Origin of the sequence: Streptomyces sp. NBC_00258, assembly GCF_036182465.1 — a bacterium.
Taxonomy (GTDB): Bacteria; Actinomycetota; Actinomycetes; order Streptomycetales; family Streptomycetaceae; genus Streptomyces.
On sequence record NZ_CP108081.1, the window covers coordinates 241,989 to 262,598 of the forward strand.

Sequence of the window (20,610 nt, forward strand, 5' to 3'; positions counted from 1 at the left end):
GGCTCCTCGTTGCGGCGGAAACTCTCGCATGCGCCGCAGGCGCGGCCGGGCAGCACGCCCCAGCCGAAGCAGGTCGGGCAACTGGCTGGCGGTTTGCACTTGCCCGCCGGCAGAACGTAGGCCATCACATCGGCGGCAGAGACCGGCCGTCACGGCGACGCGGAACCACCACCGGGGCCGGGCCAGCCGCAACGGCGGCCTGCAGGCCGGTCTCCTCGCCGAGGCGCCGGACTTTCTCCGGCTCGGGGATCAGCAGATCGCTGATCTCGCAGCCGAGGGCGACGCAGATGACGTCCAGGTCCTCCAGCTTGAGTGAGACGGGCTGGCCGGACCACAGTCCGGACATCTTCCCGGCCGAGATCACCAGGCCGTGCTCTGCAAGGCTCCGCTGGAGCTCGGAGGCTTTCCAGACGCCCTTGTTCGCGGCGGTCAGCCGTAGGTTCCACCTCATCGGACCAGTCCTTCCAGCCGCTTCGCGGCCCGTTCCGTCCCGGCGACCCAGGCATCTTCAACCCGGGTCTGCTGGACGTGGATGTATCGCATGGTCGTGGCAATCCAGGAGTGCCCCAAAACCTCCTGGATTGCGAGCAAGTCAAGCCCGTTCCCGTAGAGTTGGGACGCGCAGAAGTGCCGAAGGACGTGCGGAGTCAGCGTCTCGCCCCACCCCGGCAGGTGCGCTTTGGCCGCGTCCTTGAGCCCGCTTCGCAGGGCGTCGTCGCCAACCCGGCGGGAGAAGCCATCGGTGCTCTTACGCTCGGAGGGAAACAGCGGGGCACCAGGGCGTGTGTGATCGTCGTCGAACTGGCCCCAGACGTCCTCGATGAACCATCGAAGCGTCCGATCAGCGCCGTTGATCAGCGGCACCATCCGCTCACGTGGCCCCGATCCACGGGTCCCCTTGCCGTGGCGAACGTGGAGCTTGCCGAAGCGGCCCAGGTCCCACTTGATGTCGGCCAGGTCGAGCTTGCATGCCTCGCTCACCCGCAGGCCGACCTGGGACATCAGCTTCGAGGCGGTGTAGTTCCTGGCCGTAGGGGCGAACTTGCGGCACGTCGCCAGCTCGCCGCCCCAGCCCGTGAACAGCGTCCCGACCTCCGGCTCGCTCGGCGGGATCCGCAGCTGGGCGTCCTTGACCCCACGCGGCCGGTTCATCTCGTCGATCGGGCACTCAACGACCCGGCCGGTCATCCGGTGGAGCTCTACCTTGTGCCGCAGCTCCAGGAACACGAAGTACGTCGTCAGCGCCTGCGACCGGGCCAGCCGGGTACCGCTCGGCGAGTTCCGCAGCACCTTCCCGAAGTACGCGTCAGCGTCAGCGGGCTCCATGTCCCACAGGGGCCGGCCGAACCAAAACCTGATCTGGTCCAGATGCCCGACGTCCCCACGGATCGTGCCGTCCGCCAGGCCAGCCGAGGCCCGCGCGAGGACGAACCCGGACAGCACGTCCGTCTCGAACCGCTCCAGCTCCTCCGCCGACGCAGGGGCACAGTGCTCACGCAGGTCCCGTACGACTGCCAGCGCCGCCAACCCGAGCCTCCTCGCCTTCGGCCCGACTGCGGATCAGTCGGACGAGGTGAGAACGCTTCAAGAATCCCGAAGTTGCGTCACAAGGCCACAGAGCACCCGAAGGAGGAAGAGCCCCCTGGCCACGTTGCCAGGGACTCATCGAGGCTCAGGGGAACTCACGGGATGTCGCACACATCACTCTCCGCTCGTCGCATCCGACGCGAGAATCTCGCATCGGATGCGGGTGTGGACTGGTGGGCTCGCATGTTGCGGTGTCGCGTATTCCTTGGCGCCGAGAGCTCGGTCTCACATTGAGTAACGCGAGACCGAGCTGCGGGCGGCACCCCTATCGCGTCCCCCAGCGGGGTCAGCCGCCCGTCCCTCGACAGCATCCGGATCACGTCGTACGCGCGGACGGCGCCGGTGTGGATGGAGCCGATGATCCGCAGGATGTGCTCCCACTGCCGCTCGATGCGGGCGAGGTCGACCCGACCACGGCCGGCGTCGGTGAAGGCCCCGTAGTCGGCGGTGCGGTCGATGCGCCACATCTTCTGGTCCGGCAGGTCGGCGAGCTGCGGCGCGTACGCGAACCCGGCCAGGGTGAGGAGTCCGACGACGATGTCGCTGTACGAGGCGGTGTCCGTGACGATCGTCTCCGGGTGCTTGCCGCCGTCCCGGTCGTAGAGGACGTCCAGCACGTACAGGGGGTCGCGCGGGGTGCCGGCCACCACCTTCCCGCCCAGTCCCGCCGCCTGGTCGTTTACTGGCGCAGGCCACTTATTCCTGCGGTGCCGTATTCCTCTCCATCTGAAGGTCCGCAGCGCGGGCGGCGAGGTAGCTGGCCCAGGAGGTCTTGGCGAACCCTGCCCAGCGGACTGCGGTGTTGGGGTGGAGGCCGAGGATGCTCGCGAGGACTGGTGCGGGCAGGTCACCGAAGAGCGCGACCAGGGCCGCGCTTCGGGCCGGCCTGGTGTCGATGCCGTGCGCGAGGAGTTTCGAACTGAGGCCGGTCTGAGAGGTGGGGCGGCCGGGGACGAGGCCGGGGAAGAGCCATGGCTCGCCCCGGGTGGTGCGGGTGAGCGCGGCCCGGGTGTGGGGTGCTTCCGCCAGCTGGTGGAGAATTCTGGCGAGTCGGGGCGGCAGCAGAACCGGGTGCCGGTCGACGGTGAGGTAGCTATTGCCGTCGCGGCTGGTGAGCTGGGTCGCGGTGAGGTGCCGGACGTGGGACGCGTGCAGGCCGAACAGAAGGATCAGTGCGCCTGCGGCCCGCGTATCCAGAGCCATCGTGGAGTCGGTCAAGCACCGTTTCAGCAGCTGCCAGCGACCGTCTTCGTCCATCAGCCGACTGGGCTGCTGACGCGGAATGGAAGGGACCGTGAGTTTGCCGGTGAGGCCGCGGCCAGCGGTCCAGGACAGGAAGTATCGGATCGCGTAGGTGCGTGTGTTGCCTGCGTCCAGCCAGCGGTCGAGGTGGTCATGCCGAAGTCCGCCCAGGTCAAGGCCATGCTCGTCTAGCCAGGCGAGGAACTCCAGGGCCACTAGGACCCGGGTTCGGAGGAAGGAGCCCGGCTCCGCCGGGCGGCGGCGCTGGGCGGCGCGTCGTCGAGCTCGTCGCAGCAGGTGCCAGTGCGCGTAGGGGCGGACCAGCTGGATGTGGCCGGCGGGGCGGTCGGCGAGGACCGTGTCCAGCCAGGCGGGGATGCGGTCGAGTTCCTCGTCTCGCTCTGGGAGGGCGCCGAGGTGCACGAGGGTGTGGCGGACGTAGTGCAGGTGTCGGCTGAGAGGGAGCTGATCGAGCCGTTGGTGGGTGATCGGTTCTCCGGAGGCGGCCAGGGTGGCGAAGAGGGCGGCGTTCGGGCTGTGCTTGAGCCAGTGCAGGATGCCGCGGGGACGCTCGGCCAGGGCGAGCGTGTCTCGCAGCGACTGTAGAGGTGCTGGGATGTTCCCGGCGGGGCCTGCCAGCAGTTGCTGAAGGCGGTCGGTGAGCACACAGCGGGCGCATTGGGCGTCGGCGTAGGTTCTGCCGCCGAGCCCGCAGGTGCGGCAGGTGTAGTCGAAGGCGGTGCCCGAGCAGGCTCCGCAGATGCCGGTGCCGTCCTCAGCGACGCCGATCAGCGGCTGGTGGCGGCCGCAGCCGGTGCAGGTCGCGGGCGCGTCGAGCACGACGGTGTAGCAGGTCGAGCAGACCGGGCCGATCGGCCAACGGGTGTGGACTCGGCGAGTCCGTCCGCAGCGGCAGCACTCCCGGGTGGCCCCCGGGCGGCAGCTCCGGCAGGTCCAGGCGCCGTCCGTCCCGCGGTGGCAGGGGCGGACTCTCACACAGACGGAGCAGGTCATGGCCGGCCCACTGTGGCAGTCCTCGCAGATGTCCGGCCGTGAGCGAGTGGCCCGACGAGCGATGGGTCGGACTTGTCCGCAGCGGCCGCATTCCCGGACCGGCTTCTGCTGGCGGTGGTGGCAGGACGCGCAGAGCGGCCCGCCCGAGCATTTCGACTTGGCTGGTCCAACGGTGCCGCAGCTCACGCAGGTGTGTTGGGGAGCTTCCCAGCAGGAGACGCAGAGCGGGGAGTTGTCCGGCCGACGGGTGACCGGCATGCGGAGTTGGCCGCAGGCGGCGCATTCCTCGATGACGTCCGCGTCGACGCGATAGCAGGAGTAGCAGATGAGGCCCTCAGCCCTGCGGGCGGCGAGCCGGGTGTCGGTTCGACCGCACCGGTCGCAGGTGCCCTTGCTGCTGCGGGCCGAGCAGTTGATGCAGAGGCGCCCGTTGGGGCCGAGCCGGGGGAGCTCCAGGTTGGATCTTCCGCAGTCGGTGCAGGCCGGTCGGACCACGGTTGTGTGTCCCGCAGTGTGCAATACCTTGGCGAGGCGGACGACGACAGGCGGGCAGTGGGCTTCGCCGGAGGTCAGGGCCTTGGGGTGGTCGGCGAGGTGCTGGTCGAGGTCGCGGAGCGGGATGCCCTTTGCGGCGTGTGCCTCGGCGACGGCCTGGCCTGCCTGTGCCCGGTCCAGGTCGGGCAGCGAGGCGGTGAGCGCGGTGATCACGCGATCCAGGGCGGCCTGTCGCTGTTCGGCTCGCCACCGGTCGCGAGCCTTGGTCATAGTCCCTCGGGGCGGCGGATCGTGGTCCGGCGGGCGGCCGGCAGCGGCCGGAGAGGTGCTTCGTCTGCGGTCTTGCGGATCTCCTCGTTGACGACGCGGACTTCGATGAGGTCACCGGGCTGGCAGCCAAGGATGTCGCAGAGCGCCGCGAGGGTGTCCATCGAAAGCCGTTGCGGGGTCTGGGTGACCAGGCGGAATACCTGCTCCCGGGACAGGGCGACGCCTCGCTCTGCGAGCGGGCCGACCAGGTCAGTGGTCTGGAACATTTGCCGGGTGGCCATGATCTGCCGCAGGTGCCACTGGTAGCCCATCTTCTTGATCACGTCTCGTCGTCCTCCCAGAGCTCGGCGTGCCGTTCCTTCAACATCCGCTGGAGCAGCCGGTTGCGGTAGTCGTCCGAGACGCCGGTGTAGATCGCGGTGGTGCTGGCGTAGGCATGGCCGACCTGGTCTTGGACGAACCGCTCGGGGTAGCCGAACTCGACGAGGTGCGTGACGTAGCTGTGCCGGAGTCCGTGCAAGTCAAGTTCTTCGGGCAGGTCCGCCGCCTTGCGGGCGGTCTCGAAGGCTTCGTCCAGGCGGCGGGCGGACATCCGGCCGCGGCGTTCGGTGATCCAGAGCGCGGGGTGTTTTCCCGGGGTGAAGGCCGGGCGGACCTCGTCCAAGTACTGGTCGAGGAGGTCGGCGATCCAGTCCAGTTCGGGGACGGTCAAGACGGTGCGTCGTTTGGGCGGGCCGCCCTTGGACGCCTTCCCATAACGGACGAACAGGCCGCCGAACCGGCCGTACTGCGACATCTTCGGGTTCCGCCGCAGGTCTGCCAGGTCGAGACCGCAAGCTTCCTGGCGGCGCAGTCCGTAGGCGTAGACGGTCTTGAGGAGGATGGCGTCCCGAAGGGCGGCGAGGGATCCCTTGCGGCGCCGGGCCCGGATCTCGTCGACCCGTGCATCGGCCGCATCGAACAGGGCCTGGACCTCGTCGTAGGTCAGTGGGCGTCGGCTGGCATCGCCCTCGTACTCACTGCTGTGGGTAATCGTGTTCCACTCATGCAGGATTTGTGCGGGTGCCTGACCGAACCGGTCCAGGCAGCGCAGCGGCCATCCGTAGCGTGAATCAGTGACGTACTCGCAGAACATCCGCAGGGCGTTCTGGTAGTTCCGGCCGGTGGAGACAGCAAACTTCTTCCGCCGCGACCTCAGGTGGTCGATGAACGCCTCAACCTCGGCGGACTCCCACTGCCAGGGGTACTGGTTGGTGAACTCGGCGAACCTCCGCACCACTGACAGCCGCGGCTTGATCGTCCCGTCTTCGTCCAGGAAACGGGTCCTCTGCTGCCGGGCCCAGCCGTCCAGCATCGCCTCGAAGACGGCCGGCTCCGGTTCCAGATGCACAACCCCGTCGGCCAGCACCAAGTGCGCGGCCCCTGGCAGATCCACCCCTCGACTCACGATGCATCTAACGCAACATCGTTGAATCGGTTACGCCAGAGCCTCCGACCAGGGGAAATGGGCTGGCCGCCCCAGGTGTAGGCCCGGGGCGGCCAGAATCACTTCTTCTTCTTGGTCGACGGCGTCTGGGCCAGCGCGCTGGCCGCCGCCGACTTCTCGGCCTTGGTCGACTTCGGGTCAGCCAGCACCTTGCTGGCGTTGGAAGCCGCCTTCTTGCCTGTCTGCTTCGGGTTCTTAGCCACGATGATCACTCCTTCCTGGTTGCATTTGAAATCGCATCCAGGACGTGATGTCATGCAGGTTCTCACACCGCGCAGGACACAACGTTCCTGTCTGCAACGATCGCCCGGCCTCCTACAAGGCTGGGCTTTCGTCATTCCGGAGGCTTTCACCACCAGAACGTTCTATTGGTGCCTCTCGGGCACCATGCGGGGCTGGTCGTGGTGCACCAACCGTCGGAGGGAGGGGCGTCAGCCAAGGGCTGACGCCCCTCCCTTTCACAGATCACGGCTTCTAGGTGCGGTTACGTCGGGTGTTGCATTCGACGCAATTCCGCCCGGTAGATCATGTCCAGCCACGTCGCACCGCCCCGGCGCCCGAAGTACTTCGGGTTGGGGCGGGCGTAGACCGAGGGGACGGGGACGACGAACCGCATGCCGTCCACGGAGGCGACCAGCCCGCCGCCCCACACCTGCGCGAGGCCGATGGACGCCTGGTGCTCGATGAGGGTGGCGTTCGCGGCCCGGTAGGTGGCCAGCCGCAGATACGTCTGGTCGACGTGGGACAACCTGCCGTACTTCAGCTCGTCGATCCCGCCGACCGATGACCGGCGTGTAGCCGACATTGCAGCCGTGCGCGACCAGCAGCGAGGCCATGATCCACCTGGCCATGACTGACCTCGTGGCCCGCCGCTTCAGGCGAGAACACCGCCTCGTGGCGCGAGGAGGCGACAACCAGAATGACGCGCGTGTCCCGGGATCAAACAACGGGAGACAACGGCCTCTATGGAATTCCGTGTTCGAAGAGTACGTATCCCGCGTATGAGCCCGATGCGGCCGCCGTGATGGCGAGCAGTGTGCACAGCATCGGCGGGCGGAGGCGGCTCAGGGGGATGGCGAGGGGAATGAAGAGGGGGAAGGCGGGGAGGAGGTAGCGGGAGACGTTGGCGAATATCTGCTGGCTGCCCAGGACGAGGGTGAAGGTGAGGAGCGTGTAGACGGTCAGGACGGTCGGCGGGCGCAGGCGGATCAGCAGGGGGATCAGGAGCAGGCCCAGCAGTACGACCAGTACACCGATGGTGTCCGCGAAGGGGTAGGCGGAGAGATAGTCGAAGTGGCCCACGGCGACGCCGGTGAGGACGTTGAGGGTGTGTTTGCCGTAGTCGAAGGTGTGGGCCCAGGCGCCTTCCTGGAGTTTGAAGTAACCGCCGAGGTCGCCCATCCGGTTGCCGACCCAGAGCAGGTAGCCGGCGAGCCCGAGCGGCGCGATCAGTATCGCGGTCCACAGGCGGGCGAGGTCTTCCCGGCGGCGGTGGAGTGTCAGCAGCGCGGCGACGGTGAGGGCGGCGATCAGTGCGACGGCGGTGGGCCGGTTGAGGCCGGCGGTGAAGGTGAGGACGCCGGCGGTGAGCCAGTGTCCTCTCATCACGGCGTGGCAGGCCCAGACGGCGAGGGCGACGTAGAGGGACTCCGAGTAGGCCGACCACTCCATGCCCGAGCCGGGCCAGACGGCCCACAGGCCGGCTGCGGCCAGGCCGGCCCGTCTGCCGCCGAAATGGGCGGTGACGGCGTAGATGCCGAGGGCGGCGATGAACGAGGCGAGGACCGAGACCAGCATGCCGGAGCCGTACAGACTCAGGCCTGTGGTTTCGGAGACCAGTCGCATGGTCGCCGGGTAGAGCGGGAAGAACGCCGCCGAGTTGCCTTCGAGGGTGATCAGCCCCTTGGCGTTGGGAATACGGACGAGGGCGGGGTCGTACCCGTGTGCCGCGATCTGCTGGTACCACCAGCCGTCCCAGCTCGCCAGCACGTCCCAGGCGTGGGCGCCGCCGCCGAAACGCGGGTTCTTCCGCCGGAAGTCCCCTGCGGAGTCCAGCAGGTACATGAAGACGGCGAAGCCGATGAGCTTCAGAACGCCGTACAGGGCCAGCACGGGACCGTAGTGCCTGGCCGTACGGAGCAGACGGGTGCGCAGATCGTCGCCGCGTTCGGGGACAGAGGGGTCGGGATGGACGGCGAGGCGGGCCGTCCAGGAGGTCGTGTCGCTCATGCGGCCGTGGCTCCCGTTCCACGCCGACGGGCGGGGAAGACCCAGGCCCTCAAGAGTAGGAAGCGCAGGAGCGTCGCGGCCAGGTTGGCGGCGACGAGCACTGCGATCTCCGTGGGGCGCGCCGGTCGGTGTGCCAGGTGGTGCAGTACGGCCAGGGACCCGCTGGTGAGTGCGAGGCCGACCGCGAAGACCACCAGGCCCTTGGCCTGGTGGTGCAGTGCACCGGTACGGCCGCGCAGCCCGAAGGTGAGCCGGCGGTTGGCCGCGGTGTTGGCGAGCGCGCAGGCCAGCAGGGCCAGCGCGTTGGCGGCCTGTGGTCCCGCAGGTGGGCGCAGCGCCGCGTACAGCAGCACGTATCCGACGGTGCTCACGGCTCCCACGGCGCCAAAGCGCAGCAGTTGCCCGGCCAGGCCGGTGGGTGCGGGGTCGGCGGCGCTTCGGCGCAGCGCGGTTGTGGGCAGTGTGCCGCGGGCCAGGTCCCGGCCGATCCGGGCGATGCCGCGCAGGTCGGCCAGGGCGGTGGCGAGGATGTCGACCCGGCTGTCGGGGTCATCCACCCAGTCGACCGGCACCTCATGGATGCGCAGCCCGGCCCGCTCGGCTATCACCAGCAGTTCGGTGTCGAAGAACCACCCCGTGTCCTTCACGAGGGGCAGCAGTCGCTCGGCGACGTCACGGCGCACCGCTTTGAAGCCGCACTGCGCGTCGGAGAATCCGACGGCGAGGGTGGAGCGCAGCAGGACGTTGTAGCAGCGGGAGATGATCTCTCTGCGAGGGCCGCGCACCACTTTCGAGCCCCGGGCGAGGCGGGTGCCGATGGCAATGTCGGAGTGGCCGGAGATCAGCGGGGCGACCAGCGGCAGCAGCGCCGTCAGATCGGTCGACAGGTCCACGTCCACATACGCGAGCACCGGGGCCCGTGACCTTGACCACGCCGCGTGCAGCGCCCCGCCTCGTCCCTTGTCGGCCAGCCGCAGCCACTCCGCTTCCGGCAGTTCGGCGGCCAGCCGGGCCGCGATCCGCGGGGTCTTGTCGGTGCTGGCGTTGTCGGCGACGGTGATGCGGAACGGGTACGGGAAGGTCTCGCGCAGGTGTGCGTGGAGGCGCCGCACGCTGCGTTCCAGGCTCGCCTCCTCGTTGAACACCGGGACGACCACGTCGAGGACGGGCTCCCGGTGATGCACCGACACGGGCGGGCGCAGCGGCAGTTGATCCATAGCATTCATCACGTTCTGTCCATGTCTGTCTTTTTTCGTCGGGCATGCCGAAGTCACCCAGGGCACGCCCTGCGATCAGCAGTTGCGGATGGGGGGAGGCGGTGTGGGCGCCGCTATCCGGGTTCCTCCGGCTCTGACGGTGACGACGAGTCCGGCGTCGTCGGAGTTGTCCGAGCCGTCGCGCTCGGCGTTCCCGAGCTGGAGGGCGGCGAGGTGTTCGTCTCGGACGGGGGCGGATTCGAGGACACCGTGACCGAGCTCTCGGTCGTGGCCGGTGCCGCGGGCGCCGTCGTGAGCCCGTTGGCGGGAACCGCGGTGGAGGTCTCGCTCGGGGATGTGCCGGTTACTGCCGGCGATGGGGTAGTACTCGGGGGTACCGGACTGGTTGCGGGCTGCGGAAGGGGCGCCTGCGGCCGGTTCTCGCCGGGGTTGTGGGGTAGCAGGAGCAAGCCGATGCCGAGTCCGGCAACGGCCAGGACCGACCCGACGGCCTTTTGCAGCGTGCGGGCACGCCTGCGGGCCCGCACACCGGCCCGCAGGCGTGCCCGGTGCTGCGCCTCGAAGGGGGCGGGTTCCTGGGTGTCGCGCATCATCCGCGACAGCTCCAGCTCGAAGTGATCCATCAACTCCCCTTCACCCCACCGGCTCGATGACATCGGCCAGGATCCGACGCAGCCGCGCCACGCCACGCGACGCATGGGACCGGGCGGTACCCACCGGGCACCCCAGCACCTGCGCCACCTGGCTCTCGGGCAGGTCCTGGTAGTAGCGCAGTACGACCGCGGCCCGCTGCCGGGGCGGCAGTTGGCCCAGCGCGGCTTCCAGCCGCGAGCGCTCCGCCACCGCGGCGGACACATCACCCGCCTCTGCCCGCTCGGGCAGCTGCTCGACCGGGCGCTCACCCCACCAGCGGCGCCGCGCCGAGCGCGCCGCCGCACGGGCCAGCACCTTGCGTACGTACGCTTCCGGCGCCTCCTCGGCGACCCTGGGCCAGGCGAACCAGAGCTTGACCAGGGCCTCCTGAAGCAGATCCTCGGCACGGTGCCGGTCGCCGCCGACGAGCAGGCGCGCGAGGTGCAGCAACGCCGGCCAACGGGCTGCCACGAACCCGTCGAACCCCTCGGCTCGGCTCTGCTCCATCTACACCGTCCCCGTTCCGGCCAGCCCCCTATATCCACGGAAAGTCGCTGGCTCCCCCGCTGCGATGCACCGCCACCCTGTGACCTGAGTCACCCTGGCCGTGTCCGGGTGTGATGGACGGTGCGTATTCCTTGTATTCAGTCGGTCAGGGCGTCGCGTGGGACACAGCGGCGCATCGCCCCCTGAAGGAGCGGCGCCCGAATGTCCCCGCCTGGCGCCGGAAGGGAAACAAGCACAGCTGATCGCCGATGCCACGTGGGCACTCATCGCCGCCACTCGCATCACGGAGTCAGCGCCGACAAAGCACGGCATGTGTTCGCGGGCAAAAGACAGCTTCCCGTCCCTGCGACAGGCAGCTCCTTGGCGGGGCTCACAGACCGCCTTGCAGCGGCGGGCCGGGGTCGCGGACGGCAACCCCTTGAACGGCGCGACCAGATGTTTGCTGGCGTCCATGCGCAGGGGGTGCCCACGTGGCATCGGCGATCAGGTGCGGCATTTCGGTCCTCATCGCTCGGGCGCATGCAGCGGCTTGGCTGACAGCCGCCGACGCTAGCCGTTCGGCGTGCGCAGACCATGGGAATAATTCACGGCACGTCAGCGCCCGCCCTCATACCGGACTGAACAAGGACAACGCCCGCATGGTCGTCACCCTGCGCGTTGTAAAACCAATTCGCTGGACCGAAGGACTTCGCCCGCCGTATCCAGCTGCCCACCCGGCTGATGGAACAGCTCGCTCCCTTCGACGCACGGGTGTGTCAATTTAACGGCCCTGTCTCACATTCGGTGGTGACGGAGGGTGGTGCTATCCGAGCAGGATGCGGTGGCGGAGGAGGGTGAAGCCTGCTCGTCCGTGCATCTGGCGGGCGATGCGCTTGGTCTTGGTGTTGACGCCCTCGGTGGGGCCGTTGCTGTAGCGGAGTGTGAACGCGGCGATCACGGCGTCGAGGTCTCGCTCCAGCCCTCGGGTGAAGGCATGCAGGTGCGGCAGATCGGCAGTGCGGACTTGGGTGATCCAGAGTTCGAGCGCGTCGGCATTGTCTGGGTGAGGCTTCAGGAGCTGGGCGAAGTCCCGGACGTAGACGGCGAGTTGGGTCATCTCGGGGCAGGCCGCGATGAGCCGGTCCAGTAGGTGCTGATGTTCGGCCTTGAGGTTGTCGGGCATGGTGAGGAGCATGCGGGCGAGTCTGCGAGGGGAGATGTGGCTGCGGTCGGCGTCCGCGCGGCCTTGGTTGATGTACTTGTGCAAGAGGTTGAGGCATCCGGTGAAGCCGAGGGATTTGATCTCTTCGAAGAGGTGCTTGACCGGGACGGCGGGGTCTTCGGCCCGGCGTTTGCGCAGGTGTTCGTGGTAAGGGTCGACAAGGCTCGCGCGGTATTTGGGGACGCGGAGCATCCGCTCGGGCCGATCGGTGCGGGCGTAGCGTTTGACGGTGTTCAGGGCCAGTTGCAGACGGCGGGCGCATTCGAGCAGGCCCACGCCCTGGTCGAGCAGGTCGTGGATCTGGTGCCAGCGTTCCAGGGGTGGTCTGTGCACGGGGGCCGTCGTAGAGGGGCGCGTCCAGGACGGTGGCCCAGCAGGTGCTGTGCGCCTTGACCTCGCTCAGCGCGGCTTCGCACAGGTTCTTCCACAAATGCCAGCGATCACCAACCTGCACCGCGTCGGGCAGAGCACGGCGGATGGCCTCGGCGTAAGTCGCGGAGCCGTCGCGGCAGACGACCTCGACGCCCCGATGAGCGCGTAACCATGCTTCCAGCGTGTCGGCCGTGCGGTCGGGCAACACGTCGATCCGCTCGTGGGTCTCGGCATCGATGATCACGGTGGCATAGCGGTGGCGCCGGCGCAGAGCGAAGTCGTCGACGCCGATCACGCGGGGTATTCGGCCGGTGGGCAGTGGGATACGCAGCAGTGTCCGAAGGGCGGTGTGCCGCGAGATGCCCACCGCGAGTATCGCCAGCAAACGAGCCCCGGCCCGGCCCGCTAACTCCTTGACCACGGCCTTGACTTGCCTGGTCAGACGGGCCGTACGTCGCTGGTATCGCTCCAGTACCCCAGGCACCTGCTCACGGAAGGTGTGCGTACAAGTTCCTGGGTCAACACCACCCGGAACATCGACCACTGGGGCATGAAGGTCACGGTGTACGACAATCTCGTGAGACAACTCTGGGTGGAGAACCCCTGGACCAAGGTCTCCAGCCTGGGAATCAACAACGACAAGGCGACCTTCGTCAAGGCGTGCCGCCTCTAGTCAGATCCTGACCGGCCGGGTGGCGTGTCCGATGCGCGGGCGCGTCACCCGGCGTCACCAGATGTCTCCCTTACGCTGCGCACGTAGTCGTCGTCGACGAAGTAGGTCTCCTCGTACTCATCGTGGAGATTCGCAATCCCCTCGCGCCGCAGGCACAACATGGCGTCCCGTACACCGTCCTGGCTCAGGGCGTACATCTGCCGCAGTTGCGGCATCTCTGGAAGCAGGGCGCCCGCCTCGAACAATCCATCCAAGACTCCCTGCCTCACGTCCTCCATCAAAAGTTCAGGTTTCGGCTCGCCCCGGGAGGGATCGTGGCCGCGTAGCCGGAGTGTCTTGACCCATGGGGGCCTCGGCCGCTTCCGTTCGGTCATTTTTTAGGCCTTTCACCGATTTCCCCGACCGTGGCCCGTGCCAGCACCTCGCTCACAGATGTCGTCGCCGGCACCTTGATCCTCAACGCGCGCGCGTTCCCGAACAGGGCATCCTCGCTGCCCACCAGATCGCCGGTACGCGGGTCGAAGAGCACCGACTGGCGCGAAGTGCTCCCCTTCCAGGTTTCCCCTTGGGTTACCGCGACGACCTCCTGCCCCTGCCACGTCGTCGTCGTAGCGACACTCACGTCCTGTGCCTCGGCCAGAACCTGCAAGGCTGCAGCGCGGAGAGCCGGAGCCACGGGCCCTGACCTGCCGGCGTAGCGCAGCATGTCCTCGACACCCTTGACCAACAGCCCGGATTCCCAGTTCACCTCACCAAGCTGCCGCGCCAGTTTCTTGGGGCTCGCAGAGAACGGTGCGACGTCCTTCCAGGCGTCGCTCTCCGGGCTCGGGAACTTCCCCCGGCCGTATTCGGTGTCCTCGATTTTCTTTCCGGCGATGAGCTGAGCGTCTCGAGCGTCCTTCTCCTGCGCGAGGTTAGGGAAGATCGGATCCCCGTACACGATGCGCCTGCGGCCCGACGCGTCGCCCTTGACCCAGGACTCCGTTTCCTCTGGGACCGCCGCGTTCGCCACTCCGCCAGGCACGTCACCACTGGTGTTCAGTGCCCACCCCCAGACCTTGGTGTACCCGTACGGTCCGTGAACTCGCTCTCCTGGCAGCTTTGCCACTCTTGTCGCGAAGTCCTGTAGGAAGTCCTGCGGTGCTGACTTCACCGGCGTGAGGGACAGCACCGGAGGGGTTGCCGCGTGGGCAACGGCCTCTCCTTCCGATCCGGGCCACGGCATGCCTCCGCTGACCACCGCGCCTGCCGCTGCCGAGGCCACCAGAGCGGTGAGTACGATCCTGCGGCCGGGCCTGCTGCGGGACGCTCCCCCTGCCTCTGCGACTGCCGACAAGCGGAGGCTCGTCAGTTCACGCTCAGCCCGCTCGGAGAGCTGGGCAGACTCTCCGAGCGGCACTGACGCCGCAGCCGGATCGATGGCATTGGGCAGCAGCCTTCGCACGCGTTCGATTTCCCTCTTCATCCCGCTCTCCCCTCAAGTGCCAACGACGACAATTCATCCGGGTTCAAGCCCTCTTCAGTCATGGCTCGTTCCAGGCGCCGTCTCGCCCGATGTAACTGGACGGCGAAGGCTCCCCGACTGCGCCCCATGGCCTTCGCCGCGTCGCTCGCCTGCAGCCCGTCCCAGGACACGAGCATCAGCGCATCACGATCGTCCGGGGACAGCTGGGCCAAGGCGTCGACCGCTCCCAAGCGGCCCAGGACTTCGTCCTCTGCCGCTCGGATATCTCCCTCCGCCGAGCAATCGCGGAGACGATCACTGAGTCGTGCGGCCCGACCAGAAGACCGCAGTGTGTTCGCCGCGACGTGCCGGGCGATTCCGTACAGCCATGGACGGGGCTCGCCTTTCAGGTCCTGCCGCCTACGCCATGCCGTGGCGAACACTTCTGCCGCCGCGTCCTCCGCGTCATCCCACGCCACCCGACGTCGTAGAAAACGCAGCACAGGCACGTACGTGGACCGGTAGATCGCCTCGAAGGTGTTCCAGTCATCCGCTGCTTGCCCCATGCTGCGCCCTCCCCGTCCTGTGGCTCTCACCCTGTACGTGTCCGGACCGGGCCGCCGATTACACCGCCGCGAACTTCAGTCCACAGAACTGTCACCTCGTCCCGCGTCCTCTCCCCACAAGCGGCTCCACCAGCCCGCAGGACACCCAACCAAGACCGTCGCACCCCATCGCAAGCAATCGATAAAGAGCCAGGTCAGCGCTCCACAGAGATGATCCCCGCAGGTCACCAACCTGCCCCGTTACGAGGAACCAAGTAGTGTCCCGGCGGCTTTCCGTGGGGCTGAGCCTTCTGTGTCAGCAACCATGCTGCCGCTTGCACCTCTGAGGAGACGGACGCCGCAAGTACTCCAGAGCCGGCTACGCCCAGCACAACGGCACCCGACGCATCTCCCCGCCCTGAACAGGACTCAGTGAAGTCCCCACCCGACTTGGACGACACCAGGACCCTCGTCGTGCCGTCAGGGCGAGACCTGTGGTGGCGGCACCTTCGAGTTCGGCGAGCGCGAGAAGGGGGATGCCCTGATCGTCGCCGTCCGATGCCAGGACAAAGGGGAGATCAAGGTCTCCGTGAAGCCCGTGAACGTCGATCTTCCTCTGGCCCGCGCCGCTGGTGAAACAAGCACCACCCACAACGAGCTCAGCGTCGCGGGCGCCGTCTCAGTTCTGGCGCCCTCATCGGTGCGCACGTCGATGAAGATCGACCACGGCGAGCCTGCGGAAGCACACCTGCCTGAGGCTTCAGGCGAAACGGAATAGCTAAAACATATGGTGTTATCTATCCAAATTTGATGCCCTCTCAACTCGCGCCCCGCGGACTCGGTCAGCCAGACACTGCTCAGCCCAAACGGCTCCTGCAGCCCCCGGGGCAGAGCACAGGTGAGCGCACGGTGTACAACGCCACGACACGCCGTGGCGAACCGGCAGCCCGTTTGAACGGCGAGGCAGCCGTGCCGACTGTCCGCAATACCCGCACGCCGTCGTCTTGGAGTACGGCGGCGGCGCGGACAGCCGTCCTATGCCTCGTGAGCTGGTTCGGACGGTTCGGCTCCAAGAAGACCGGGATCCCGCGTAGGGGCGTGGGGTCCGCCTCTGCCGTCGGGGTGCCTGTGAATCCAGGACAGGCCGCCAAGGTCGAGGCCTCTGCGTGTGCGCGTGACGGCCACGTAGGCGAGGCGGGCTTCACCACCGTCGATGGGGCCTGGCAGAGCACGGCCAGTATCGTCTTGCTGATCGCTGTCCGGGGGCGGGGTGAAGTCGTCAGCAATCTTCACACGGGCCCATTCTCGGCCTTTGGCTTTGTGGGCGGTCGAGACGGTCACCTCTGCCTGGTTTTCGGGAGCGAGTTGGGCGACGGCGGCCAGGATGGCGTCGGTGCCGTGGGTGTCGACGAGGTCGACCAGCGGCTGCAGGTCGCGTCCCGCCGGGTCGTGGGTGGCGTAGTCCTGCAGTTCGCCCCAGGAGGGGAACAGGATCAGTTCGGGGTGGGTGGTGCGGCGGCCTTCCTTGAGGTCGTGGGCGGCCAGGGCCAGGGCGCGCAGGCTGTCCCCTCCCCCGACGAGTGCCACCCGGTATCCGGTATCCAGCAGGTCCATGACCTGAGCCATGGCGCCGACATTGGTGCGGCACAGGACGGCGTCGGGCCGGGTGAGGGGGCCGAGTTCGGTGGGCACGGTCTCGGTCCCGGTGAGGCGGATGGGGGCGTCTGCGATGGTCAGCCATCGGTTGGCCTCGTCGGCGAGCCTGGGGCCGAAGCGGAAGGACTGGGACAGGGCGAGCTGGGTGCCGTCGAAGCCGGTCATGATGTCTTTGGCGCCGCGCCAGTGGTAGATGGCCTGGGCGGAGTCGCCGACCATCACCAGCTGGGCATGGTCGCGCTGGTTGAGGAAAATCTGTTCGACGACGGGGTTGGTGTCCTGGGCCTCGTCCAGGAGCAGGAAGTCGGTGTCGATTTTCGGATTCGTGAGGGCCCAGATCTTCAGGTAGTGGTCGTGGTCGAAGCGGACTGCGCCGTCATCGGGGTGCTGCAGGTCAGCCCATGCCTTGCGGGCGAACGGGACGATGTGTGCGGCGAGTTCGGCGTGCAGGTTGCAGTCTTCGAGGCCGCGCAGGTGCGGGACGTGGTGGCGGGTGATCGCGGGGTCGGCGGTGTGGCAGAAGCGGGCCACGGTGCGCAGGGCGGCGTTGGAGAGAGTCTTTTGTGACAGGTCGCGTTCGCCGATGCGGATGGCTTTGGTGATGCCGAGGGCTTGTCCGGTCTGCCAGGCGGGGCGGCGGGGAGCGTTCAGACGTTGGGTGTAGCGGTGGCCGGTGGCTGCGTAGGCCAGGGCGTGGGCGGTCTTGCAGGTGACGGTGGAGGGGAAGCGGGAGCGGGCGTCCTGGGCGATGGCCCGGTTGTAGGCGAGGTAGCGGCCGCGACGCTTGGTGGTGCGGGCGAGCAGTTCCAGGGTGGTGGTCTTTCCGGTGCCTGCTCCGGCCTGCAGGGCCAGGTGGTCGCCGGTGTGGAAGGCGTCGGCCGCGGCGGTCTGTTCGTCGGTCGGGTTCATGGCTGCGGTGCTCCGGGGGTCTGGGTGAGAGCGTGTCCGACGGCCGCCAGGAGGTGCGCGGCGGTGGTGTGGGTGAGGAGGTGCCTCGCCTCCTGGTGGAGGCGGTCGGCTTCGTCGCTGGCGTGCTGGGCCAGGGCGCGGTGCAGGGCCAGCTGGACGAAGCGCTCGGGGCTTTGGCCGGTGTGGTCGGCGGCAGTCTTCAGGGTGGTGCGGGTGGCAGCCGGGAAGGCGACGTTGAGCAGGACCTGCCCGCTTGCGTCCGGGTAGTGGGTGGTGATCACGTCGATGGGCAACTGCGTGTCGAGGAGTTGACGCAGGCGGTGCGCTGCCCGGCCGGGAGTTTTGGCGCGCGCGAGGACCATGAGGCGGGTGGTGTCGTGGTCGGCCGCGAGCGGCAGCACGCGGGCGGCATGGCGGAGTTCGGCGGGGGCAAGGGGACGGGTCAGGGTGATTTCCAGGGCGTGGTGCGGCATCGTCACGCCTCCCTGCGGCGGCTTGGCGGGGGGTGTGGGAGGCAGGTGCGGATGTGTGCCGTGTGCAGGAGGGGGTCGAAGACCTGCCATCCGGCCAGGGTGAGGTCGGCGGCTCCGGGGGTGGCGGCGTGGGCGGGGCAGCGCTGGGTGCGCCAGCGCAGCTGCTCTGTGTAGGGCAGGCGGCTGAGGTCGTAGACGGCCATCAGGGCGTCGGGCAGGGCGAGTTGGCCGTGCTGCGGGCCGACGGGCAGGAGCGTCCAGATGCCGGCCGGGGTGCGGGGGTCGAGGACGGGGTGGGGGCAGCGGCGGCGCTGGCGTGTCTGGGCGACGCAGCGGATGCCGTCGATGGGGCCCTCGGCGAGGTAGCGGCCGAGCAGGAGCTGTACGACAGCCCGGCTGTCCGCGAGAGTCTCGCCGGAGGTGGGCGGGGTCTGGGTGATGGCGCCGGTGTCGATGAGGCGGCGGGTGCGGACGGCGAGTTGGCGGCGCATGGCCTCGATGTGAGGGCTCGTCCGGGTGGTTGCGGTGCGGCTGGGGCAGAGCACGGCGTGCGGGATGCGGCACCAGGGGCTGCCGTCGCCGTGGGGGTGGGCGATGCCGCTGCTCAGGTGCCAGCGGCACGGCGGTGGGACATCGGCGCTGGCCAGTTCGGCGGGGTGCAGGGCGATGGGCCGCTGGTCGGTTCGCTGGTAGAGGTCGATGCGGTGGCCGCACTGGCGGCAGCGACTGCTCTGGCCGGCGCGCAGCAGGCGGCTGGGGCTGGCGGCGGCCACGCGCAGCGGGCGGCGCGGGTACGTGGTGCGGGGGCTGCTGTCCCGGTGGCGGCTGGTGGAGGCGGTGTTGGGGCACATGGCCCGGACCGTGCCAGGTGCCACGCCGCAGCGGTGGGGGCGACGAGGGCGGTGTCCCACGGACAGCCCAGCGGCGCCGAACGCATGACTGCGTAGGCGAGTACGCGTTCTATGCCTGCTCGCCGGTTCGGGTGATTCACCCGGCGCGCCAGGCCGGGTGCGACCAGGTCAGGAGGCCGTGGATCCAGGCGGGGCGTGGTCGTCGCAGAGCGGGCCCAGCAGGTGTTCGATGGGGACGTCGAAGGCGTGGGCGAGGGCGTGCCAGGTGGTGACGCTGCCAGTGGTGCGACCGTGCTCGAGATCGATGAGGGTGCGCCGGGCCAGGCCGCTACGACGGGCGAGTTCATCGAAGCTCCATCCGCGCCCATTCCTCAACCGTGCGAGCGTCACGCGCAGCGCGGTGAGGTCGGGGTCGGGCGGCAAGATCGTCACCCCACCATCCGACGGTGCAGAACCCTGCCCCGTCAGTGCAGACCTCTGCACTATTTGCTAGGGAAGGGGTGACATCCGTGGTGCAGGATCAGCACCGCAGCGTGCCTGGCTCCCGTTTCCCGACGTCTGGGACACGGAAGTTCAGCGGCACGGACCAGATCGGAGGACGACGAGCCGGATGAGGCTCTCCACGCATGACACGGTGCCGCGCATCTGGACCGTACGGCTGCACCCGCAGCCGGGCGGACCGCTGTTGAGCTGCCCTCACTGCACGCTTCACGGCTACCGGCTGCCGGCCTCCTCCGCACGGTCGGCCGCGCTGACCCATCTGGCCCGCCATGCCCAACACGACGCACTGCCGGGGCATCTGCGGACCTGCCAGTGCCGGGCACGGGGCTGCTCATGGCACCCACGCCGCCGCGGCTGCGCCGGCCCGGTACTGCTGACCCTGACCTGTGACCGCAGCGGTCGCATGTGGCGCCTTGCGGATGCCTGCGCCGCCTGCGCGGCCGCAACCCGTTACACCGCCGTCGTACCCGACACACTGACCGGCCCCTCGCCGACGAAAACGACGCGTCGGACAGCCCGGCGCCGCAGTCCCCTTCACGGGCCGGGCGAGCGGCTGTGCGTGAGGGAAATGCTCACCTACCTTGCGGTGGCCCTGCCCCGATACTCCTCCCCCGCCGCCCGCCTGCTGGCCCTGCAGTGCGCGCTGCGCGCCGACCATCAGGGGCATGTCCAGCTCCCCAACGGCTTCCTGCGCGGCATGCGGCTGCGGGGCCGTACCGAACTGTGGAGCGAACTCGAGCACGCCGGATGGCTGATCTGCCCTGCTCGGCCGCGCTCCCCCATGGAAGTCCGTCTGCTCGATGCGGCCATGCAGAACCAGGCCTCCGGCCGCAGCGCCCGTGCTCGCGCGGCCCACTGGGCCCTGCGCCCCGCTCCCCTGGCCGCGCCGCGCGGGATGGCTCCCTCGGTTCAGCTCACCGCGCTGACACTCGCCGCCCACACCTGTGACAGCACCGGGAACGCGGAACTCGACCTCCTTGCCCGGCTGTGCGGCCAGTCCCCACAGCAGATCGAGGACCTCCTCGACCAATTGGTCCGCTCCCGTCTTCTGGCTGGCTGGCAGCACATCAGCGACGAGGAAATCTCCTGGCACTCGTCACCTCGGATCGGGGTGGGCCGAGCGGCGGTTCAACGGTGACGGCACTGACGGCACAACTGCCAGTTACTGGCGTGGTGCACCCGTATCTACTGGCCGCCTCACCTTCACGGAGAGTGACACATCACTCAGCAGGAACATCTGGTTCCACTCGTGCGTACTATCTCTAGATTCCTGCAGGCTGCCGCAGTGGTGTCCTGCGGGCCATC

General features: G+C 68.5%; 20 protein-coding genes and 3 pseudogenes. 3 read left to right on the top strand and 20 right to left on the bottom strand.

Translation table 11 applies throughout. The annotated features are described in order from the left end of the window. Positions 1–124: 124 nt before the first annotated feature. The 13 genes and pseudogenes from OG718_RS01030 to OG718_RS01090 form a co-directional block, all read right to left on the bottom strand. On the bottom strand, positions 125–451 hold the full coding sequence (locus OG718_RS01030) for a helix-turn-helix domain-containing protein (protein WP_266757512.1): 327 nt from the start codon (positions 449–451) through the stop codon (positions 125–127). Continuing rightward, a complete protein-coding gene (locus tag OG718_RS01035) occupies positions 448–1,527 on the bottom strand; it encodes a tyrosine-type recombinase/integrase (protein ID WP_328842799.1) in 1,080 nt (359 codons plus the stop codon). The genes OG718_RS01030 and OG718_RS01035 overlap by 4 nt, the downstream gene beginning before the upstream one ends. Before the next feature lie 326 nt (positions 1,528–1,853). Further along, a pseudogene (locus tag OG718_RS01040) lies at positions 1,854–2,282 on the bottom strand (Tn3 family transposase); the annotation flags it as partial. Between the two features lies 1 nt (position 2,283). Continuing rightward, a complete protein-coding gene (locus tag OG718_RS01045; protein ID WP_328842800.1) occupies positions 2,284–4,608 on the bottom strand; it encodes an XRE family transcriptional regulator in 2,325 nt (774 codons plus the stop codon). Further along, positions 4,605–4,931 carry a helix-turn-helix domain-containing protein gene (locus OG718_RS01050; protein WP_328842801.1) on the bottom strand — a complete coding sequence of 109 codons (327 nt, stop codon included), beginning with the start codon at positions 4,929–4,931 and terminating at the stop codon, positions 4,605–4,607. Before OG718_RS01050 ends, OG718_RS01045 begins: the two co-directional genes overlap by 4 nt. Beyond that, positions 4,928–6,043, bottom strand: a complete 1,116-nt coding sequence (locus OG718_RS01055; protein ID WP_328842802.1) for a tyrosine-type recombinase/integrase — start codon at positions 6,041–6,043, stop codon at positions 4,928–4,930. The genes OG718_RS01050 and OG718_RS01055 overlap by 4 nt, the downstream gene beginning before the upstream one ends. 110 nt (positions 6,044–6,153) lie before the next feature. After that, a complete protein-coding gene (locus tag OG718_RS01060) occupies positions 6,154–6,297 on the bottom strand; it encodes a hypothetical protein (protein ID WP_328842803.1) in 144 nt (47 codons plus the stop codon). Between the two features lie 320 nt (positions 6,298–6,617). Next, a pseudogene (locus OG718_RS01065) lies at positions 6,618–6,930 on the bottom strand (Tn3 family transposase); the annotation flags it as partial. 127 nt (positions 6,931–7,057) lie between these two features. After that, positions 7,058–8,323: a hypothetical protein gene (locus OG718_RS01070; RefSeq protein WP_328842805.1), complete on the bottom strand. Its 1,266-nt coding sequence runs from the start codon at positions 8,321–8,323 to the stop codon at positions 7,058–7,060. Next, positions 8,320–9,540, bottom strand: a complete 1,221-nt coding sequence (locus OG718_RS01075; RefSeq protein WP_328842806.1) for a dolichyl-phosphate beta-glucosyltransferase — start codon at positions 9,538–9,540, stop codon at positions 8,320–8,322. Before OG718_RS01075 ends, OG718_RS01070 begins: the two co-directional genes overlap by 4 nt. A 113-nt stretch (positions 9,541–9,653) precedes the next feature. Further along, entirely contained in the window at positions 9,654–10,163 is a 510-nt protein-coding gene (locus OG718_RS01080) for a hypothetical protein (RefSeq protein WP_328842807.1), read from the bottom strand. Between the two features lie 10 nt (positions 10,164–10,173). Continuing rightward, positions 10,174–10,680 (bottom strand): SigE family RNA polymerase sigma factor, encoded by a 507-nt coding sequence (locus OG718_RS01085; RefSeq protein ID WP_328842808.1) that lies wholly within the window; start codon positions 10,678–10,680, stop codon positions 10,174–10,176. Between the two features lie 802 nt (positions 10,681–11,482). Then, a pseudogene (locus OG718_RS01090) lies at positions 11,483–12,761 on the bottom strand (ISL3 family transposase); the annotation flags it as partial. On the opposite strand from OG718_RS01090, the gene OG718_RS01095 reads away from it, so the two are divergent. After that, the gene (locus tag OG718_RS01095) at positions 12,753–12,926 is read left to right on the top strand and encodes a hypothetical protein (RefSeq protein ID WP_328848000.1); all 174 of its coding nucleotides are present in this window, start codon (positions 12,753–12,755) and stop codon (positions 12,924–12,926) included. The pseudogene OG718_RS01090 and the gene OG718_RS01095 overlap by 9 nt on opposite strands. 44 nt (positions 12,927–12,970) lie before the next feature. On the opposite strand, the gene OG718_RS01100 is transcribed toward OG718_RS01095, so the two are convergent. The 3 genes from OG718_RS01100 to OG718_RS01110 are packed head-to-tail and all read right to left on the bottom strand — an operon-like array spanning position 12,971 to position 14,936. Next, complete coding sequence (locus tag OG718_RS01100; RefSeq protein ID WP_328842809.1) at positions 12,971–13,300, bottom strand: hypothetical protein; 330 nt, start codon at positions 13,298–13,300, stop codon at positions 12,971–12,973. Next, positions 13,297–14,391 carry a hypothetical protein gene (locus tag OG718_RS01105; RefSeq protein WP_328842810.1) on the bottom strand — a complete coding sequence of 365 codons (1,095 nt, stop codon included), beginning with the start codon at positions 14,389–14,391 and terminating at the stop codon, positions 13,297–13,299. The genes OG718_RS01100 and OG718_RS01105 overlap by 4 nt, the downstream gene beginning before the upstream one ends. Continuing rightward, positions 14,388–14,936: an RNA polymerase sigma factor gene (locus OG718_RS01110; protein WP_328842811.1), complete on the bottom strand. Its 549-nt coding sequence runs from the start codon at positions 14,934–14,936 to the stop codon at positions 14,388–14,390. The genes OG718_RS01105 and OG718_RS01110 overlap by 4 nt, the downstream gene beginning before the upstream one ends. A gap of 577 nt (positions 14,937–15,513) precedes the next feature. Between OG718_RS01110 and OG718_RS01115 the strand changes: the two genes are divergently transcribed. Then, a complete protein-coding gene (locus OG718_RS01115; RefSeq protein ID WP_328842812.1) occupies positions 15,514–15,693 on the top strand; it encodes a hypothetical protein in 180 nt (59 codons plus the stop codon). 257 nt (positions 15,694–15,950) lie between these two features. On the opposite strand, the gene OG718_RS01120 is transcribed toward OG718_RS01115, so the two are convergent. From OG718_RS01120 to OG718_RS01135, 4 genes are all read right to left on the bottom strand, one after another. Further along, on the bottom strand, positions 15,951–17,480 hold the full coding sequence (locus tag OG718_RS01120; RefSeq protein WP_328842813.1) for a UvrD-helicase domain-containing protein: 1,530 nt from the start codon (positions 17,478–17,480) through the stop codon (positions 15,951–15,953). Beyond that, the gene (locus OG718_RS01125) at positions 17,477–17,959 is read right to left on the bottom strand and encodes a hypothetical protein (protein WP_328842814.1); all 483 of its coding nucleotides are present in this window, start codon (positions 17,957–17,959) and stop codon (positions 17,477–17,479) included. Before OG718_RS01125 ends, OG718_RS01120 begins: the two co-directional genes overlap by 4 nt. Beyond that, a complete protein-coding gene (locus tag OG718_RS01130; protein ID WP_328842815.1) occupies positions 17,956–18,804 on the bottom strand; it encodes a DUF6083 domain-containing protein in 849 nt (282 codons plus the stop codon). The genes OG718_RS01125 and OG718_RS01130 overlap by 4 nt, the downstream gene beginning before the upstream one ends. 168 nt (positions 18,805–18,972) lie before the next feature. After that, complete coding sequence (locus OG718_RS01135; protein WP_328842816.1) at positions 18,973–19,236, bottom strand: helix-turn-helix transcriptional regulator; 264 nt, start codon at positions 19,234–19,236, stop codon at positions 18,973–18,975. Positions 19,237–19,414: 178 nt separating this feature from the next. On the opposite strand from OG718_RS01135, the gene OG718_RS01140 reads away from it, so the two are divergent. Beyond that, positions 19,415–20,443, top strand: a complete 1,029-nt coding sequence (locus OG718_RS01140; protein WP_328842817.1) for a hypothetical protein — start codon at positions 19,415–19,417, stop codon at positions 20,441–20,443. The last annotated feature ends 167 nt before the right edge of the window (positions 20,444–20,610 follow it).

Coding starts and splice junctions, on each gene's coding strand:
- OG718_RS01030 (WP_266757512.1), bottom strand. CDS start 451: ATGAGGTGGAACCTACGGCTGACCGCCGCGAACAAGGGCGTCTGGAAA.
- OG718_RS01045 (WP_328842800.1), bottom strand. CDS start 4,608: ATGACCAAGGCTCGCGACCGGTGGCGAGCCGAACAGCGACAGGCCGCC.
- OG718_RS01070 (WP_328842805.1), bottom strand. CDS start 8,323: ATGAGCGACACGACCTCCTGGACGGCCCGCCTCGCCGTCCATCCCGAC.
- OG718_RS01075 (WP_328842806.1), bottom strand. CDS start 9,540: ATGGATCAACTGCCGCTGCGCCCGCCCGTGTCGGTGCATCACCGGGAG.
- OG718_RS01080 (WP_328842807.1), bottom strand. CDS start 10,163: ATGGATCACTTCGAGCTGGAGCTGTCGCGGATGATGCGCGACACCCAG.
- OG718_RS01085 (WP_328842808.1), bottom strand. CDS start 10,680: ATGGAGCAGAGCCGAGCCGAGGGGTTCGACGGGTTCGTGGCAGCCCGT.
- OG718_RS01100 (WP_328842809.1), bottom strand. CDS start 13,300: ATGACCGAACGGAAGCGGCCGAGGCCCCCATGGGTCAAGACACTCCGG.
- OG718_RS01105 (WP_328842810.1), bottom strand. CDS start 14,391: ATGAAGAGGGAAATCGAACGCGTGCGAAGGCTGCTGCCCAATGCCATC.
- OG718_RS01110 (WP_328842811.1), bottom strand. CDS start 14,936: ATGGGGCAAGCAGCGGATGACTGGAACACCTTCGAGGCGATCTACCGG.
- OG718_RS01120 (WP_328842813.1), bottom strand. CDS start 17,480: ATGAACCCGACCGACGAACAGACCGCCGCGGCCGACGCCTTCCACACC.
- OG718_RS01130 (WP_328842815.1), bottom strand. CDS start 18,804: ATGTGCCCCAACACCGCCTCCACCAGCCGCCACCGGGACAGCAGCCCC.
- OG718_RS01140 (WP_328842817.1), top strand. CDS start 19,415: ATGAGGCTCTCCACGCATGACACGGTGCCGCGCATCTGGACCGTACGG.